Origin of the sequence: Pseudomonas sp. Marseille-Q0931 (assembly GCF_940789645.1) — a bacterium.
Lineage (GTDB): Bacteria > Pseudomonadota > Gammaproteobacteria > Pseudomonadales > Pseudomonadaceae > Aquipseudomonas.
The window spans coordinates 198,987-213,784 of the sequence record NZ_CALNWT010000001.1; the positions used below are offsets into that span (position 1 = coordinate 198,987).

Sequence of the window (14,798 nt, forward strand, 5' to 3'; positions counted from 1 at the left end):
ATGAGCAAGCGATTCGCCGCCGGCCTGGTGGTGGGCAAGTTCGCGCCGTTGCATCTGGGTCATGAATGGCTGATCCAGCAGGCTCAGGCCCAGTGCGAGCAAGTAGTGCTGCTCAGTTGGGCGCACCCCGAACTGGCAGGTTGTGAACCTGAACGGCGGGCGAACTGGCTGCGGATACGCTTTCCTGAGCTGCGCAGCTGGGTGGTGACGCCTGAGTGGGTGGCTGCCCAGCGGCAGGCGGGGCTAAGGCTGCCGGACCTACCGCACGAGTCCGAGGCGGATGCCGTGCAGCGCGAATTCGTCGCCGCGTTCTGCCTCGCCGTGCTGGGCCAGCCAGTGGATGCGGTGTTCACCAGCGAGGCCTATGGCGACGGTTTCGCTGCGCACCTGGCGGCGCGCTTTCAGCGCCCAGTGGCGCATGTCGAGGTGGACCGGGCGCGCCAGCAGGTGCCGATCTCGGCCACGCGCTTGCGCGCCGATATCCATGGCCTGCGTCACTACCTGGCGCCACAGGTCTACGGCGATTTCGTCGAGCGCATCGCCTTGCTCGGCGGTGAGTCCACTGGCAAGAGCAGCCTCGCCCTGGCGCTGGCCGAGGCACTGGGCACGCGACATGCCGCGGAATATGGCCGTGAGCTCTGGGAGGAGCAGGGCGGCGTGCTTGCCTATGACGATCTGCTGCGCATCGGCTGCACTCAGGTCGCACGTGAGCAGGCGTTGGCCGGGCAGTGCCGGCGTTACCTGGTTTGCGACACCACGCCGCTGACCACGTTGTTCTACTGCCGCGAATCTTTCGGCCGCGCCGAGGCCGAGTTGGAACAGTTGGCCGAGCGGCGTTATCACCACCTGTTCCTGTGCGCCGACGACTTCCCCTTCGTGCAGGACGGCACCCGCCAAGACGAGACCTTCCGCCGCCGGCAGAACCAGTGGTACGAGCAGCAGCTGCAGCGTCGAGGTCTGGCCTTCACCCGCCTGACCGGCTCGCTGGCGCAGCGCGTCGAGCAGGTGCTGCTGCGCTTGAGCAGTTAGTCGCGCGCAGTGGGCTCAACGATAGCGGGCGAGAATGGCGTCGAACTCGCCGTCCTCCTTCATCTGCACCAAGGCACGCAGCAACGCCTGGGTTGGTATGTCCGGTCCGTCGCGGACGAGGCAGGAGATTGGGTCGGCGCTGACCTCGGCGAGCGCATGCAGCTGTTTCTCGCGCGGTTGGTTGCGATTGAACCAGTCCAGGCTGAGCTGGCTGCTGATTGCATAGTGATAACGGCCGGCCCCGAGCTTTTCCAGGGTCAGCTGTTGGGTGCGGGCATCCTCACGCTGGATTTCGCCGCTGGCCAGTTGTGGCTCCAGGCTGGGGTAGCTAAACCCTAATACGGTACCCAGGCGCTTGCCGTGCAAACGCTCCAGGGTGAAGTCAGCTTCGGCGCTGCGCCCGACGATCAGGTCGCGTTGCACCATGAAAGGCAGGCTCCAGATGTACTGGTGATGGGGTTCGCTCAGCCAGTCCGGATTGACGTAACAGCGCACGTCGAGTTCGCCGCTGGTCAGCAGGCGCTGTACGCGCAGGCGCGGCAACACCAGCATCTCGGCGCGGCGGCCGACCTTCTGCGCCAGACGCAGCTGCAAGTCGTAGAGAATCCCGCCGCGTGCCTGGCCGTCGACGATGCTGACCATCGGCATGGCCCAGCTCTCGTTCACCGAGAAACGCAAAGGGCGTTGCTCCTGTGCTGCGCTTGTCAGACTGAGCAGAACTAACAGAAGGCAGAGCGAGAGACGCATGTAATTACCGAGTTGAAGGCGTTTGCTGTTCAGCCTAGACGACCAGCGTTCAGGCTGGCGCCGGCTCGAAACTGTCGGCGCGGGCCATGCGCCACATGCGCTGGTAGAACTCGCCGCTGACCTCACCGTTGAGCAGCTCGCCCGGTGCAAGGAATACGTGCTGCTGCGAGAACAACTTGATCTCGGTGGCCGACAGGCGCTGCACCAGGTGCTTGGCATCGATCTGCGAGGGGTGGTCGAGGCCGGCGGCGGCGAGCATCTCGGCCAGCGCTCTGAGCGTGTTGCGGTGGAAGTTGTAGACGCGCTGGGCCTTGTCCTCGACTACCAGGGCGCGCTGGCGCAGCGGGTCCTGCGTGGCGACGCCAGTGGGGCACTTGTTGGTATGGCACGACTGCGACTGGATGCAGCCGATGGCGAACATGAAACCGCGCGCCGAGTTGGCCCAGTCGGCGCCGATGGCCAGCACGCGGGCGATATCGAAGGCACTGACGATCTTGCCGCTGGCGCCGAGCTTGATCTTATCGCGCAGGCCGCTGCCGACCAGGGTGTTGTGGACGAACATCAGGCCCTCGCGCAGCGGCACGCCCAAGTGATCTGTGAACTCCAGCGGCGCCGCACCGGTGCCGCCTTCCTTGCCGTCGACGACGATGAAGTCGGGCAGGATGCCGGTCTCCAGCATGGCCTTGACGATACCCATGAACTCCCAGGGGTGACCCAGGCAGAACTTGAACCCCACCGGCTTGCCGCCGGAGAGCTCGCGCAGCTGGGCGATGAACTGCAGTAGCCCGGTCGGCGTGGAGAAGGCGCTGTGGCGTGACGGCGAGATGCAGTCCTCGCCCATGGGCACGCCACGGGTGTTGGCGATTTCCTCGGTGACCTTGTGCTTGGGCAGGATGCCGCCGTGGCCCGGCTTGGCGCCCTGGCTCAGCTTGATCTCGATCATCTTCACCTGCGGGCTGGCCGCCTGCGCGGCGAAGCGCTCGGGGTCGAAGCGGCCGTCCGAGGCGCGGCAGCCGAAGTAGCCGCTGCCCAGTTCCCAGACCAGATCGCCGCCGTGCTCGCGGTGGTAAGGGCTGATGCTGCCTTCGCCGGTGTCATGGTAGAACTCGCCGAGTTTCGCCCCTTCGTTGAGGGCGCGAATGGCGTTGGCACTGAGTGAGCCGAAGCTCATCGCCGAGATGTTGAACAGCGAGGCCGAGTACGGTTGGCTGCATTGCGGCCCGCCGATCTCCACGCGAAAGCTGCAAGGGTCGCTGAGCGGCGCCGGGCGCATCGAGTGGCTGATGAACTCGAAGCCGTTCTGGTACACGTCGCTCAGGGTGCCGAAGGGCTTGTCCGAGCCTTCGTTCTTGGCGCGGGCGTAGACCAGCGAGCGCTGGGCGCGGGAGAAGGGCAGCTGTTCGGCATCACCTTCGAGCAGGTACTGGCGGATTTCCGGGCGGATGCCTTCGACCAGATAGCGGATATTGCCCAGGATCGGGTAATTACGCCGCACTGCATGGCGGGTTTGCAGCAGATCGCCGATACCGATCAGGCTGAGCACGCCGCCGATTAGGGTTAGCGGCCATATCCATTCATGAGCGAGGAAGGGCAGGCTGGCCAGGGTGAACAGCACGCAGAACGCGAAGAATGCATAGCGGCTGAGCAAAGAGAGGTTCATGAAGATTCCCGGAACGTGAGTCAGGTGGAGATTTTAGACTAAACGGCTATAACGGGTCACGTTCTGTCCGTACAGACACTCTCAAGGGCTAAGGACGAACACCGATGCCCTGTGGCACACTCAGTGGCCCGGAGCCAACCATCGCCAGAGCTTGGCCCGCGTCTCCCGATTTTTCGGCCTGCGCCCCATTGTCGCCGGCCTACTGCCTGAGGCCGCCAGCGGCCAAGAAGAGGAATGAGCGTGCATAACGTCGTGATCAGTGGTACCGGCCTCTACACCCCGGCCAACAGCATTTCCAACGACGAGCTGGTGGCATCCTTCAATGCCTACGTGCAGCAGTTCAACGCCGATAATGCTGAAGCCATCGCCCGTGGTGAAATCGAGGCACTGAGCGAATCCAGCAGCGGCTTCATCGAGAAGGCCTCGGGTATCAAAAGCCGCTTCGTCATCGACAAGGACGGCATTCTTGATCCGCAGCGCATGGTGCCGCGCATCCCTGAGCGTTCCAACGACGAGTGGGGCATTCTCTGCCAAATGTCCGTCGCGGCGGCCCATCAGGCGCTGGAGCGTGCCGGCAAGACCGTCGCCGACATCGACGGGGTGATCGTCGCCTGCTCGAATCTGCAGCGCGCCTATCCGGCGGTAGCCATCGAAGTGCAGGCCGCGCTGGGCATCGACGGCTGGGGCTACGACATGAACGTGGCCTGCTCCTCTGCCACCTTCGGCATCCAGGCCGCGACCACCGCGATCCAGACCGGGCAGGCCCGCGCCATCCTCATGGTCAACCCGGAAATCTGCACCGGTCACCTCAACTTCCGCGACCGCGACAGCCACTTCATCTTCGGCGACGCCGCTACTGCGGTGATCATCGAGCGTGCCGACCAGGCCACCTCCAAGCACCAGTTCGATGTGGTCGGCACCAAGCTGCTGACCCAGTTCTCCAACAACATCCGCAACAACTTCGGCTTCCTCAACCGCGCCGCGGAAGAGGGCGTGGGCGCCCGTGACAAGCTGTTCGTGCAGGAAGGCCGCAAGGTGTTCAAGGACGTCTGCCCGATGGTCGCCGAACTGATCGCCGCGCACTTGGCCGAGCACCAGCTCAATGTCGCTGACATCAAGCGCTTCTGGCTGCATCAGGCCAACCTCAACATGAACCTGCTGATCGCGCGCAAGTTGCTCGGTCGCGACGCCGAGCCGCACGAAGCGCCGGTGATTCTCGACACCTACGCCAACACCAGCTCGGCCGGCTCGGTGATCGCTCTGCACAAGAACCAGGACGACCTGCCGGCGGGCAGCCTGGGTGTTCTAAGCTCCTTTGGTGCCGGTTATTCCATCGGCAGTGTAATTTTGCGCAAGCGTTGAACTCTCTGTAGGAATGCCTGACGTGCACGGGGTGTTCGGCTTCGTGCGCAGGCCTGACCTACGGGAGTTCCATGTCCGATTCCGATCTCTTGGGGCGCCTGCTCGCCGGCGAGCAGAAGGCCTACCGCGAGCTGGTGGCTCGCTATCAGGGTGCGATGCGGGCGGTGGCCTACGCCATCGTCGGCAGCCGCCATGCCGATGAGGTGGTGCAGGATGCCTGGTTCGCCGTGGTGCGCAACCTGGCAGGTTTTCAACGCCGCGCCAGCCTCAAGACCTGGCTGCTGACCATTACCGCCAACACCGCCAAGACCCGACTCAAGCACAACCGCCGCGAGGTGCTGCTCGACGACCTGCCCGCGCCCCATGGCACGGTGGGTGACGGGCGTTTCGCCGATGACGGCCACTGGCTGCTGGCGCCGCATGCCTGGCATCAGGACAGCCCCGAAGCGCTGCTGACCGAAGACGAATTGCGCCAATGCCTGGAACACACATTGGCCAGCCTGTCCGAACTGCAGGCCAGCGTGCTGGTGCTGCGTGAGCGTCAGGGGCTGGAGTTGGAGGCGATCTGTAATCTTCTCGACATCTCCCTCTCCAATGCCCGTGTGCTGCTGCACCGGGCACGCCTGAAAGTCTTCGCCACCCTGGAACATTTCGAGGAGACAGGCCAATGCTGACCTGCAAGGAACTGGTCGCTCACTCCAGCGATTATCTCGACGGCCAACTGACCCTACGCCAGCGCCTGGCCGTACGCGCCCACCTGGCCATGTGCGGCAACTGCCGACGTTTTATCCGCCAGATGAAATTGACCCAGGCGGTGATCCGGCAGATGCCGGATGAGGAGCTACCCGCGCTCGACGCCCTGGCCGAGCGCCTGGCGCAGGTTCGGCGCAATCAGGGGTAAGCCATGTGCTTGCTGGACGGCTTGGTTGCGTCCTCAGGCGTAGGGTGGATGACGCTTTTTTTCATCCACCGTTTGCGGTGGCTGTCCGGGCTACTTGCTAGCGCCCCGCAGCCAAGTTACCGCTTTTGGAGACTTGTTCCTTAAGGCCAATTTTCAACCACAAACTACCACCTGACTGTATTGAAAGCTTTTTCATCTTTTTTGCTTTGCGCTTCAATATGGATGGTTTTTCGTAATAACCAAATCTTCGCTTGTGCCAGCGCCGATCTGTCTCGTGCTTCACCTTTTTCTTGAAATTGCGTAATGCAATCTCAATTGATTCATTATCTTCTATGTTGACTGTAATTGTCATTTTTTTGCATTTTAAGGACCGACGCCTGTCCATATTTGCTTTCTAACGTTTGGTTAAGGGGCGGGCTTTAGCCCGTCCCAGTGAGCGCAGTGAACGGTTTGAACCTCTTGTTAGATTTTGCATGGCGAGTTTTCAAACATTCTTTTAATTGTTTTGGTGTGCTCATTTTTGCTGGCTGAATAAAATATTTTTCTGTCCAGAAGAATGCGTTTCATTGAGATGTTTGAAGTTAAGTGACCGGGTTTCACCTGAAGTGTAATGGCTTCTTCGATTGGCTCGCCAGTAACCTCTATCTCGTAAGCTTCAATTTCACCGTTTTCCTTTCGCATTGTGCTTTTGTGAAGGAAATGTATTTTCTGCTCTTTAATCATATGGAATATCCAACGATTGAGATAGCTGGCGGCCAAAAGCGTAACTATTACTGACCAGTAAGGGAGGCGAGGAAAAGTTGACGCATTATGAGTTCTTCAGTAGACCCTCTACCAGTTTTACCGCCTGTAAGGTTTCAGGTGGAAAATAACTGTTGTCTCGGATGTTTGCGTACATTTCCTGGAGGCTCTGCTCAAATGCGAAAATAAACTCTGGGTTCTTCTTGCCTATGGTTTGCACGAGACAGGCTGTCAAAACTGCAATTGTTTGAGTTGCTTGGTCTGGAAGCGGGTTGGACATACGTATTTCTCCGAATTAAAAAACCTAACGTTTAGTTAGGGGGCGGGCTTCAGCCTGCCCCAGTGAGCGAAGCGAGCGACTTGAACCAATTATTAGGCATGGCTATTACTCAGTGCCACCATAATTTTTCATTGCCCCAAGCTGTACTGCGGTGACTACCGATAATAGGCTAGTTCCAATCATCAGGCCTTTTCTTTCTTTATACGTATGAAATATTCCTACTAAGCGAGTAAGAGACCAGTCGTTTGAAAGTTCATGGCCGGCAGGCCAAGAAAATATCCCGCCACCGCTGACGCCACGGGGACTAAGCGGGTTCATCTTTTTGCCATCGATTGGGGAGATGGCGTTTTTCTTACGAAATCGAACGATAATACTGGAGTCACTAGTTAAATTCAGTTCATTGTATGTTTCTTTCGTAGCCGAGAGGCCACGATAGGATGCAAATTCTGAACTAAAAACATCGCCTTTTTGACGCGATTTGCTTGCTGGGTAGCCGCAAATTGAGTACATTTTTAATTAATTTGCGTTATGGGTTATTTCACATCTTGATTGATGTAAAGGCTTGAAGTGAGCAAGCAGGCTTCTAGCAAAGGTTTTGTCGAGCCTGAAGTAAGCTATATCTACGGTGTCTTCCGATCTTTTGCTTTCAGGCAACAAGTCCACATATGCCATGTATCCATCAATTTCGGATATTCCGTTTGCGGTTGGGGTCAACAAGCTCCCGTACTCAGTTATGTCTGTAACGTGCGCTGCGGTAAAAAGAAAAGGAGCTCCTTGGAACTCGATAAATATACCGGTTCCAACCTGCTCAACTTTTCCTGAGCTTAGGTGTTCTACAAATATCGGCACAAGAGAATCGTGTGGATCGATAGCGTACATATAGAGCCTAACGTTTGGTTAAGGGGCGGGCTTTAGCCCGTCCCAGTGAGCGAAGCGAACGGTTTGAACTAGTTGTTAAGCGTTTTCGCTCAGCTGAATTCTGTTCATTAGCTTTTTATATTCTCTAAATTCTTGAAGGTATCGCTTATTTTTTACTAGGTGCTCAAAGTGTAATTTTAGCCTGGCGATTTGTTGCTTTGACAGTGCTTGAGGTTTTAAAAGCCTGGCAATTCTTTCTTTTATAAAGCCTGAGTAAGAGTCAAAGTAGTCCATCTCAATATATCTTATTGCTAGTTCTATACAGGCATTGTCGCCTTTCTTGATTCCGTTGCCTATTTCATATAGTGATTTTCTATACTGTAGCCAGTTGTAGCGATCAGGCATCCAGGACGGCGCACCGGGTTCAGATGCCTCGCCAGAATCAATTTCAAAAGAGCCGCCCAGCGACTTATGCAGCGAAACGATTTCAGCTTTGGACCAGCCACTGGGAACGCCGTGATAAATGTCTAATGGCGTATTTTGTGAAGACTGACGATCCATGTTTTGCCTAACGTTTGGTTAAGGCGCGGGCTTTAGCCCGTCCCAGTGAGCGAAGCGAACGATTTGAACCATTTGTTATGTGCCTTACTCAATAGTTGTGGTGGACTTCCCATTTGGCAGGCGCACTGTATGTATGGTGTGTGGGTAGTTTTTCCCCACTGAGCGATAAATGTCAACCACATCAAATAGTGTTATCAGGTAAAGTCCAGATTTCCTTTTGTGGTCAGAGCAAAAGAAAAAGCCTATTAGATTTTTCCCATTTGGGATGAAGGGTACAAAATGGTGGCTGTGAATGAACTGATTGCAGAGGTCGTATATTGATATTTCTGTATATTTCAAATTTCTGAATTCGTACTCAGGCTCTTTAATGCGTGTGATTATGGATTCAGGATTTCCGCGATAAGGAATTTCTTGGATATTGTATTTCTTTTTCGAGATGTGATCGGATACTTTCTTTGACTCGATTAGCTTTCTGATTGAATAGAAGCCGATAAATATTTCTTTCTCTACAGTATAAAAATTTTTCTCGTCCCAGCGTGTTTGAATAAGTCTGCGCTCAAGCCTGCTTGCAAGTTTGAGGAGATCATCTTTCCAATAGCTGGATTCGTGAATCATGAGGCCCCTCAATAAGCACATAACGTTTGGTTAAGGGGCGGGCATTAGCCCGTCCTAGTGAGCGAAGCGAACGGCTTGAACCAGGTGTTAGCCGAACGCACGGAAGATATCCCCCAAATCACTAAGTCCCTCGTGGACGCGCTTTAGCTTCCCGTCTCTTAAGTAAACAGCTGCTACCAGAAACGGCACATTGATGCAGCAGAACGAGAGTATGCCCCAGAAGCCCTTGGGAAGCAGAAAGACTGCGGTAACGATAAGCACGAGCGCAGAGATGGACATATACACAACTCTGAGAGGAATAAAGCTTCTACGGTCTGTATCAATACTGCGCATTGCGAGCCTTAAGCTAACAGTGATTAGATGGATGGCGGTACTAATCCGATAGTAGAGCCTTCCATCTAGCTCCGCACCATCCCGTTTCGCTTCGCACGAAAATTCCCTTCCAATCATGGCCTTATCGCTGTGCTCCGGCAGTCCGCTGTATTCGCTTGACCTCTTCTTTTTGCTCCAGCATTGCGCTTGGCACACCGCGAGGTGGATGTTCAGGCTACTGGCTATCGAAAGCATCGCCGCTGAAGCGCCTCCCACGGTGTGGTGGATATTCCTGTCCCTGGGGGAGGGGCTTTCGGCTCTGGCATCCTGCTTCGCTCTACCTACTGCATCCATGCAGTCGTAGCCGCGACTGTAGCGGGCAAAGCGCCCCCGGATTTCATCCGGGCTACGAAAACTTTTTTCGCCCGCTGTAACGCCCGCATCCCTGCCTCGTCAATTGCTGCGAGGGCGCCAACCTGGCCCCGCATTCGAAACCGATGGAGAGATGCCATGAAACAACTCAATACCCTGACTGCCACCCTCGGCGCTGCGCTGCTTACTTCCATGGCGTTCAGTGCTCACGCGGCCAGCAACCCCTTCGCTGCGCAGGAGCTGGCCAGCGGCTACAGCCTGGCCGCTGCCGAGAAGGCGCAGGAGGGTTCCTGTGGCGAAGGCAAATGCGGTGGCGAGATGAAAGCCGACAAGGAAGGCAAGTGCGGCGAGGGCAAGTGTGGTGGCGAGAAAAAAGCCGACGCCGAAGGTAAATGCGGCGAAGGCAAGTGCGGCGGCGAGAAGAGCGAGTAAGGGCAAGGGGAGGACGGATCATGCGACTCGCAAACCTCACTGGCGCCGGTCTCGGTCTGCGTCGCGGGCTGCTCGCCGAGCTGATCGGCGATGAGGCCAGCGGCGCCGACTTTCTCGAAGTGGCGCCGGAGAACTGGATCGGTGTCGGTGGCCGGTTGGGCAAGCAGTTGCGCGCCCTGAGCGAGCGCCGGCCGTTGCTGTGTCATGGTCTGTCCCTCAACCTCGGCGGCTTCGCGCCGCTGAACCTAGAGTTGCTGCACGCCATCAAGGGCTTTCTCGACGAGCACGGCGTGCTGGCTTACAGCGAACATCTGTCGGCCTGCGCCGACGTTGGCCAGCTGTATGACCTGATGCCGCTACCGTTTTCCGACGAGTCGGTGGTGCGCATCGCCGAGCGCGTGCGCATCGTGCAGGACCTGCTGGAAAGGCCGCTGATCATCGAGAACGTCTCGGCCTACGCGCGCATGCCTGGCGAACTGGATGAGGCGGATTTCGTTCGCGCCGTGCTGGAGCGTGCCGACTGCCAGCTGCTGCTGGACGTCAACAATGTCTACGTCAACAGCCTGAACTTCGGCTTCGATGCCGAAGCCTACATCGCCGCGATGCACAGTGAGCGCATCGCCTATCTGCACGTCGCCGGTCATTACGACCAGGCGGCAGACCTGAAGATCGACACCCACGGTGCGCCGGTGATCGACCCGGTGTGGGCGCTGCTGAGCAGCGCCTACGCGCAGCATGGCGTGCGCCCGACGCTGCTGGAGCGCGACTTCAACTTCCCGCCGCTGGCCGAGCTGTATGCCGAGCTGGCGCATATCCGCAGCCTGCAACAGGCCGTGCAACCGCTGAGCAGGTACGGTACATGAGCGGCATTCAGCAGCAGCGCGATTTCGCTGCACGTATTCGCCAGCCTGAGGCGCAGTCTTTGCTGCCGGGCATCACGGCCGAGCGCATGGCGGTCTACGAGGAGCTGTTCTTCAACAACGTCGCCAGCCTGGTGGGCGGCGCCTTTCCGGTGCTGCGTGGGGTTCTCGGAGCCGAGCGCTGGCAGCGGTTGCTGCGCGCGTTCTTCGCCGAGCACCGGGCGAGCACGCCGTACTTCCTCGAGATCAGTCAGGAGTTCATTGCCTGGCTGCAGCAGGGCTATCGCGCCGAGCCTGACGACCCTGCGTTCATGCTGGAGCTGGCCCATTACGAGTGGGTCGAGCTGGCGCTGGATGTCAGCGACGCGCAGTTGCCCGAGCGCGGCTGGTCGCCACTGGCCTGGCCGCTGGCCTATCGCTGGCCGGTGCAGAGGATCGGTGCTGATCACCACCCCACGCAGCCACCGGCCGAGCCGACCTGCCTGCTGGTCTGGCGCGACCGCCAGGATCAGGTGCGCTTCATGCAACTGGCGCCGTTTGCTTATCAACTGGCGCTGCGGCTGCAGGCTGGCGAGCCGCCCGTGCAGGCGCAACAGGCGCTGGCCATCGAGCACGGCCTGGCCGCTGATCGCGCCTATTTCGCTAACGCTCGCGCGCTGCTGGATGACTGGCAGACGCGCGATATCTGGTTTCCGTATCCCGAGGACTGACCACCATGATCGCTTTACTCAATCGCTGCCAGGACGCGCTGGAGGCTTCCCGGCGCCTGGATTTTCTCGGCCCGCTGCTGCTGCGCCTGTATCTGGTGCCGGTGTTCTGGATGGCCGGCACGCAGAAGCTCAAGGACATCGACGCCACTGCCGCCTGGTTCGGCAATCCGGATTGGGGGCTCGGCCTGCCGTTTCCCGAGCTGCTGGCCTGGGCAGCGGCGCTGACCGAGGCCGGTGGCGCTATTCTGCTGCTGTTCGGATTTGCCGTGCGCTGGATCAGCATCCCGCTGATCGTCACCATGCTGGTGGCGATTTTCGCCGTGCACTGGCCCTATGGTTGGCAGGCGATTGCCGACCCGTCCGCGCCGTTCGCCAACGAGCGCGTGCTAGCGGCGGCGGAAAAGCTCGAACGGGCGCGCAGCATCCTGCGTGAGCACGGCAATTACGACTGGCTGACCGCCAGCGGCAAGTTCGTGGTGCTGAACAATGGCATCGAGTTCGCCGCCACCTACCTGGTGATGCTCGTGGCGTTGTTCTTCAGTGGGGCAGGGCGCTGGTTGAGCATCGATTACTGGTTGGCGCGACGTTTCCGAATTTCCCGTTAGCCCAATGGGTTGTCCCTGCGCCGGCTCTCGCGAAATTCGCCGGGCGTCTGCCCGGTCCAGCCCTTGAAGCTGCGGTGGAACGAGCGTGACTCGGTGAAGCCCAGGTAACAGGCGATGTCCTGGATCGCCAGGTCGCTGCGCAGCAGGTAATGCTCGGCCAGTTCCTGGCGCAGCTCGTCGAGTATCTGCTGGTAGCTGGTGCCGGCCTGCTGCAGGTGGCGCTGCAGGGTGCGCACGGTCATGTCGAACTTCTCCGCGACCCGTTCCTTGCGCGGCAGGCCGTCCTTGAGCAGCAGGCGCAGGGCGTTCTTTACCCGGCGGGGCAGCGGCTCGTTGTCGTCCAGTCCTGCCATCAGGGTCAGGGCATGTTCTTCCAGCGTGCGCAGCAGGTTGGCGTCGGCCTGGCGCAGCGGCACGCCGAGGTAGTCCAGCGGCACCAGCAGGGCGTTGCAGGGCTGTTCGAACCGCACCGGGCAGCCGAACAGCTGCTGGTATTCGGCCAGGTCGGTGGTGGCCGGTTGCGCGTGTTCGAACCAGACCTCGCGCGGCGAATGATCGGAGTCGGCGATCCAGCGGGCGTACAGCAGCCAGGAGGCGAGTACGTTCTCGACCATATGGCGGCGAACGTCCGGCGCCTGATGGCGGCAGCTCCAGATCAGCCGCACGTGATCCTCGGCTGCCTCGATACGGCTGGTGCCCATGTCGCCCACCAGTTTCTCGTAGGGCACGATGCGGCCCATGGCTTCGCCGAGGGTGGCGCAGTTCATGGCGATATAGCCAAGTACGCTCCACGAGCCGGGCTGGACGAAACGCGCCGAGTGCAGGCCGAACAAGGGATCGCCGGAAACCTCCATCAGATGCGCCAGCAGGCGTTCGTGCACCTCGCTGGGCATGCGCTTGCCATTGTCGGCCAGGTCCTGCGCGGCAATCCCGGCGGCGGCCAGGGCGCGGTCGATATCCAGGCCGAGCTGTTCGGCCTGGCGCAGGTACTTGAGCAGGGCGGGAACCGAGGTATAGCCGAGGTTTTCCATGGATTCTTCTTGTTCTGCGATGCCTGTCTTGATTGGCGATAGCGCCTGTCCCGATTCGACAGTGACGGAAATCGGCGGCTGGCTAGTATAGGCAGCCATAAGTGCTGATCGGAATGGGGGATGCGATGCGACGCTGGAACGGATGGGGTGACGAAGCGACCGAGGTGGAACTGCCGGCCCATGGCGAGGCCTTTCTCGCCGAACTGGTCGGGCCGGGCCAGCGTCTGGCCGATGCCAGCTTGCAGGATGTCCTGGCGCGTGTGCCGGCCTCGCGTCTGGCCCCGCATCCGCTGATCAGCGTTGATGCCGAAGTGCGCGTGCGCCATGCCCGTGGCCAGAGCCTGCCGGACTGGCTGGCCATGCGCTCCGGCGAGTTCGGCCTCTTCCCCGATGGCGTCGCCTGCCCGGAGAGTGCCGAGCAGATCCGCGAGCTGCTGGCCTGGGCACAGCAGCATGACGTCAGCCTGATCCCCTACGGTGGCGGCACTTCGGTGGCCGGCCACATCAACCCGCAGGCCGGGCGGCGCCCGGTGCTGACCCTGTCGCTGGAGCGCATGACGCGCCTGCTGGATATCGACGAGGACAGCCTGATCGCCACCTTCGGCCCTGGCGCCAACGGCCCGCAGGTGGAAAGCCAGCTGCGCGCGCGCGGCTATACGCTGGGCCACTTCCCGCAGTCCTGGGAGCTGTCGACCCTCGGCGGCTGGGTCGCCAGCCGCTCCAGCGGTCAGCAGTCGCTGCGCTACGGGCGCATCGAGCAACTGTTCGCCGGCGGTAAGCTGGAAACCTTCGCCGGCACTCTGGAGATTCCCACCTTCCCGGCGTCGGCCGCCGGCCCCGATCTGCGCGAGCTGGTGCTGGGTTCGGAAGGGCGCTTCGGGGTGATCTCCGAGGTGCGCGTGCGCATCAGTCGCCTGGCCGAGCAGGAGCGCTTCTATGCGGTGTTCCTGCCCAACTGGCAGCAGGCGCTGAGTGCCATTCGCAGCCTTGCGCAGGCGCGCGTGCCGCTGTCCATGCTGCGTCTGTCCAATGCCATCGAAACCCGCACCCAACTGGCCCTGGCCGGTCACCCGCAACAGATCGCGCTGCTGGAGAAATACCTGGCCCTGCGCGGCGCTCGCGATGAGAAGTGCATGCTGACCTTCGGCGTCACTGGCAGCCGGGTGCAGAACGCCGCTTCGCTGAAACAGACGCGGCGCCTGCTCAAAGGTTTTGGCGGCGTGTTCACCGGCACCCTGCTGGGCAAGAAATGGGAGCACAACCGCTTCCGCTTCCCCTATCTGCGTCACGGTCTGTGGGAGCGCGGCTATCTGGTGGACACCCTGGAAACCGCCACCGACTGGTCCAACGTCGACAACCTGTTGAACAAGGTCGAGGCAAGCCTGCGTGACGAGCTGGCCGGGGAGGGCGAGCGGGTGCACGTGTTCACCCACCTGTCGCACGTCTACGGCGAAGGTTCGAGCATCTACACCACCTACGTATTCCGCCCCGGCAGCGACTACGCCACCGCCATGGCGCGTTGGCAGCGGCTCAAGGCAGCGGCCAGTCGCACCATCGCCGGAAATCGCGGCACCATCAGCCACCAGCACGGCGTGGGGCGCGACCACGCGTCTTATCTGGCGGCGGAGAAGGGCGAGCTGGGCATGGCCACGCTGCGCAGCCTGGCCACGCACTTCGACCCGGAGCAGCGCCTGGCTCCCGGCGTGCTGTTGCAGGATTGAG

Annotated in this window: 19 protein-coding genes; 9 read left to right on the top strand and 10 right to left on the bottom strand. The window is 60.1% G+C overall.

Annotation, left to right across the window (positions count from 1 at the left end; all coding sequences use genetic code 11):
- Window positions 1-1,029, top strand: coding sequence for an AAA family ATPase (locus tag P3C50_RS01005; RefSeq protein WP_275544550.1), 1,029 nt, complete (start codon window positions 1-3; stop codon window positions 1,027-1,029).
- Window positions 1,030-1,044: 15 nt separating this feature from the next.
- Here the strand turns inward: P3C50_RS01005 and P3C50_RS01010 are convergent, their stop codons facing one another.
- Both P3C50_RS01010 and P3C50_RS01015 read right to left on the bottom strand, forming a co-directional pair.
- Window positions 1,045-1,707: a substrate-binding periplasmic protein gene (locus P3C50_RS01010; protein WP_275544551.1), complete on the bottom strand. Its 663-nt coding sequence runs from the start codon at window positions 1,705-1,707 to the stop codon at window positions 1,045-1,047.
- Between the two features lie 118 nt (window positions 1,708-1,825).
- Window positions 1,826-3,436: an FMN-binding glutamate synthase family protein gene (locus P3C50_RS01015; protein WP_275544552.1), complete on the bottom strand. Its 1,611-nt coding sequence runs from the start codon at window positions 3,434-3,436 to the stop codon at window positions 1,826-1,828.
- A 240-nt stretch (window positions 3,437-3,676) separates the two neighbouring features.
- Between P3C50_RS01015 and P3C50_RS01020 the strand changes: the two genes are divergently transcribed.
- The 3 genes from P3C50_RS01020 to P3C50_RS01030 all read left to right on the top strand — a co-directional run bounded on the left by P3C50_RS01020 (window position 3,677) and on the right by P3C50_RS01030 (window position 5,699).
- Window positions 3,677-4,798 carry a beta-ketoacyl-ACP synthase III gene (locus P3C50_RS01020; protein ID WP_275545321.1) on the top strand — a complete coding sequence of 374 codons (1,122 nt, stop codon included), beginning with the start codon at window positions 3,677-3,679 and terminating at the stop codon, window positions 4,796-4,798.
- A gap of 71 nt (window positions 4,799-4,869) precedes the next feature.
- Window positions 4,870-5,472 carry an RNA polymerase sigma factor gene (locus P3C50_RS01025; protein WP_275544553.1) on the top strand — a complete coding sequence of 201 codons (603 nt, stop codon included), beginning with the start codon at window positions 4,870-4,872 and terminating at the stop codon, window positions 5,470-5,472.
- Window positions 5,466-5,699, top strand: coding sequence for an anti-sigma factor family protein (locus tag P3C50_RS01030; protein ID WP_275544554.1), 234 nt, complete (start codon window positions 5,466-5,468; stop codon window positions 5,697-5,699). The genes P3C50_RS01025 and P3C50_RS01030 overlap by 7 nt, the downstream gene beginning before the upstream one ends.
- Window positions 5,700-5,796: 97 nt before the next feature.
- On the opposite strand, the gene rpsU is transcribed toward P3C50_RS01030, so the two are convergent.
- The 7 genes from rpsU to P3C50_RS01065 all read right to left on the bottom strand — a co-directional run bounded on the left by rpsU (window position 5,797) and on the right by P3C50_RS01065 (window position 9,420).
- Window positions 5,797-6,051 carry a 30S ribosomal protein S21 gene (rpsU, locus tag P3C50_RS01035; protein ID WP_275544555.1) on the bottom strand — a complete coding sequence of 85 codons (255 nt, stop codon included), beginning with the start codon at window positions 6,049-6,051 and terminating at the stop codon, window positions 5,797-5,799.
- A 110-nt stretch (window positions 6,052-6,161) separates the two neighbouring features.
- Window positions 6,162-6,422, bottom strand: coding sequence for a hypothetical protein (locus tag P3C50_RS01040; protein WP_275544556.1), 261 nt, complete (start codon window positions 6,420-6,422; stop codon window positions 6,162-6,164).
- 403 nt (window positions 6,423-6,825) lie between these two features.
- Window positions 6,826-7,230: a hypothetical protein gene (locus P3C50_RS01045; protein WP_275544557.1), complete on the bottom strand. Its 405-nt coding sequence runs from the start codon at window positions 7,228-7,230 to the stop codon at window positions 6,826-6,828.
- Between the two features lie 6 nt (window positions 7,231-7,236).
- Window positions 7,237-7,599, bottom strand: coding sequence for a hypothetical protein (locus P3C50_RS01050; RefSeq protein WP_275544558.1), 363 nt, complete (start codon window positions 7,597-7,599; stop codon window positions 7,237-7,239).
- 75 nt (window positions 7,600-7,674) lie between these two features.
- On the bottom strand, window positions 7,675-8,139 hold the full coding sequence (locus tag P3C50_RS01055; RefSeq protein WP_275544559.1) for a hypothetical protein: 465 nt from the start codon (window positions 8,137-8,139) through the stop codon (window positions 7,675-7,677).
- A gap of 84 nt (window positions 8,140-8,223) precedes the next feature.
- On the bottom strand, window positions 8,224-8,754 hold the full coding sequence (locus P3C50_RS01060) for a hypothetical protein (RefSeq protein ID WP_275544560.1): 531 nt from the start codon (window positions 8,752-8,754) through the stop codon (window positions 8,224-8,226).
- Window positions 8,755-8,841: 87 nt separating this feature from the next.
- Window positions 8,842-9,420: a hypothetical protein gene (locus P3C50_RS01065; protein ID WP_275544561.1), complete on the bottom strand. Its 579-nt coding sequence runs from the start codon at window positions 9,418-9,420 to the stop codon at window positions 8,842-8,844.
- A 156-nt stretch (window positions 9,421-9,576) separates the two neighbouring features.
- Between P3C50_RS01065 and P3C50_RS01070 the strand changes: the two genes are divergently transcribed.
- The 4 genes from P3C50_RS01070 to P3C50_RS01085 are packed head-to-tail and all read left to right on the top strand — an operon-like array spanning window position 9,577 to window position 12,045.
- Window positions 9,577-9,870, top strand: coding sequence for a hypothetical protein (locus P3C50_RS01070; RefSeq protein ID WP_275544562.1), 294 nt, complete (start codon window positions 9,577-9,579; stop codon window positions 9,868-9,870).
- A gap of 20 nt (window positions 9,871-9,890) precedes the next feature.
- Window positions 9,891-10,733, top strand: coding sequence for a DUF692 domain-containing protein (locus tag P3C50_RS01075; RefSeq protein ID WP_275544563.1), 843 nt, complete (start codon window positions 9,891-9,893; stop codon window positions 10,731-10,733).
- Window positions 10,730-11,440, top strand: a complete 711-nt coding sequence (locus tag P3C50_RS01080) for a DNA-binding domain-containing protein (RefSeq protein WP_275544564.1) — start codon at window positions 10,730-10,732, stop codon at window positions 11,438-11,440. Before P3C50_RS01075 ends, P3C50_RS01080 begins: the two co-directional genes overlap by 4 nt.
- Window positions 11,441-11,445: 5 nt before the next feature.
- On the top strand, window positions 11,446-12,045 hold the full coding sequence (locus P3C50_RS01085) for a DoxX family protein (RefSeq protein WP_275544565.1): 600 nt from the start codon (window positions 11,446-11,448) through the stop codon (window positions 12,043-12,045).
- Here the strand turns inward: P3C50_RS01085 and P3C50_RS01090 are convergent.
- On the bottom strand, window positions 12,042-13,076 hold the full coding sequence (locus P3C50_RS01090; RefSeq protein WP_275544566.1) for an AraC family transcriptional regulator: 1,035 nt from the start codon (window positions 13,074-13,076) through the stop codon (window positions 12,042-12,044). The two genes, P3C50_RS01085 and P3C50_RS01090, sit on opposite strands and share 4 nt — an antisense overlap.
- Window positions 13,077-13,201: 125 nt before the next feature.
- Here P3C50_RS01090 and P3C50_RS01095 point away from each other — a divergent pair, with 125 nt between their 5' ends.
- Window positions 13,202-14,797, top strand: a complete 1,596-nt coding sequence (locus P3C50_RS01095; RefSeq protein ID WP_275544567.1) for an FAD-binding oxidoreductase — start codon at window positions 13,202-13,204, stop codon at window positions 14,795-14,797.
- Window position 14,798: the final 1 nt, after the last annotated feature.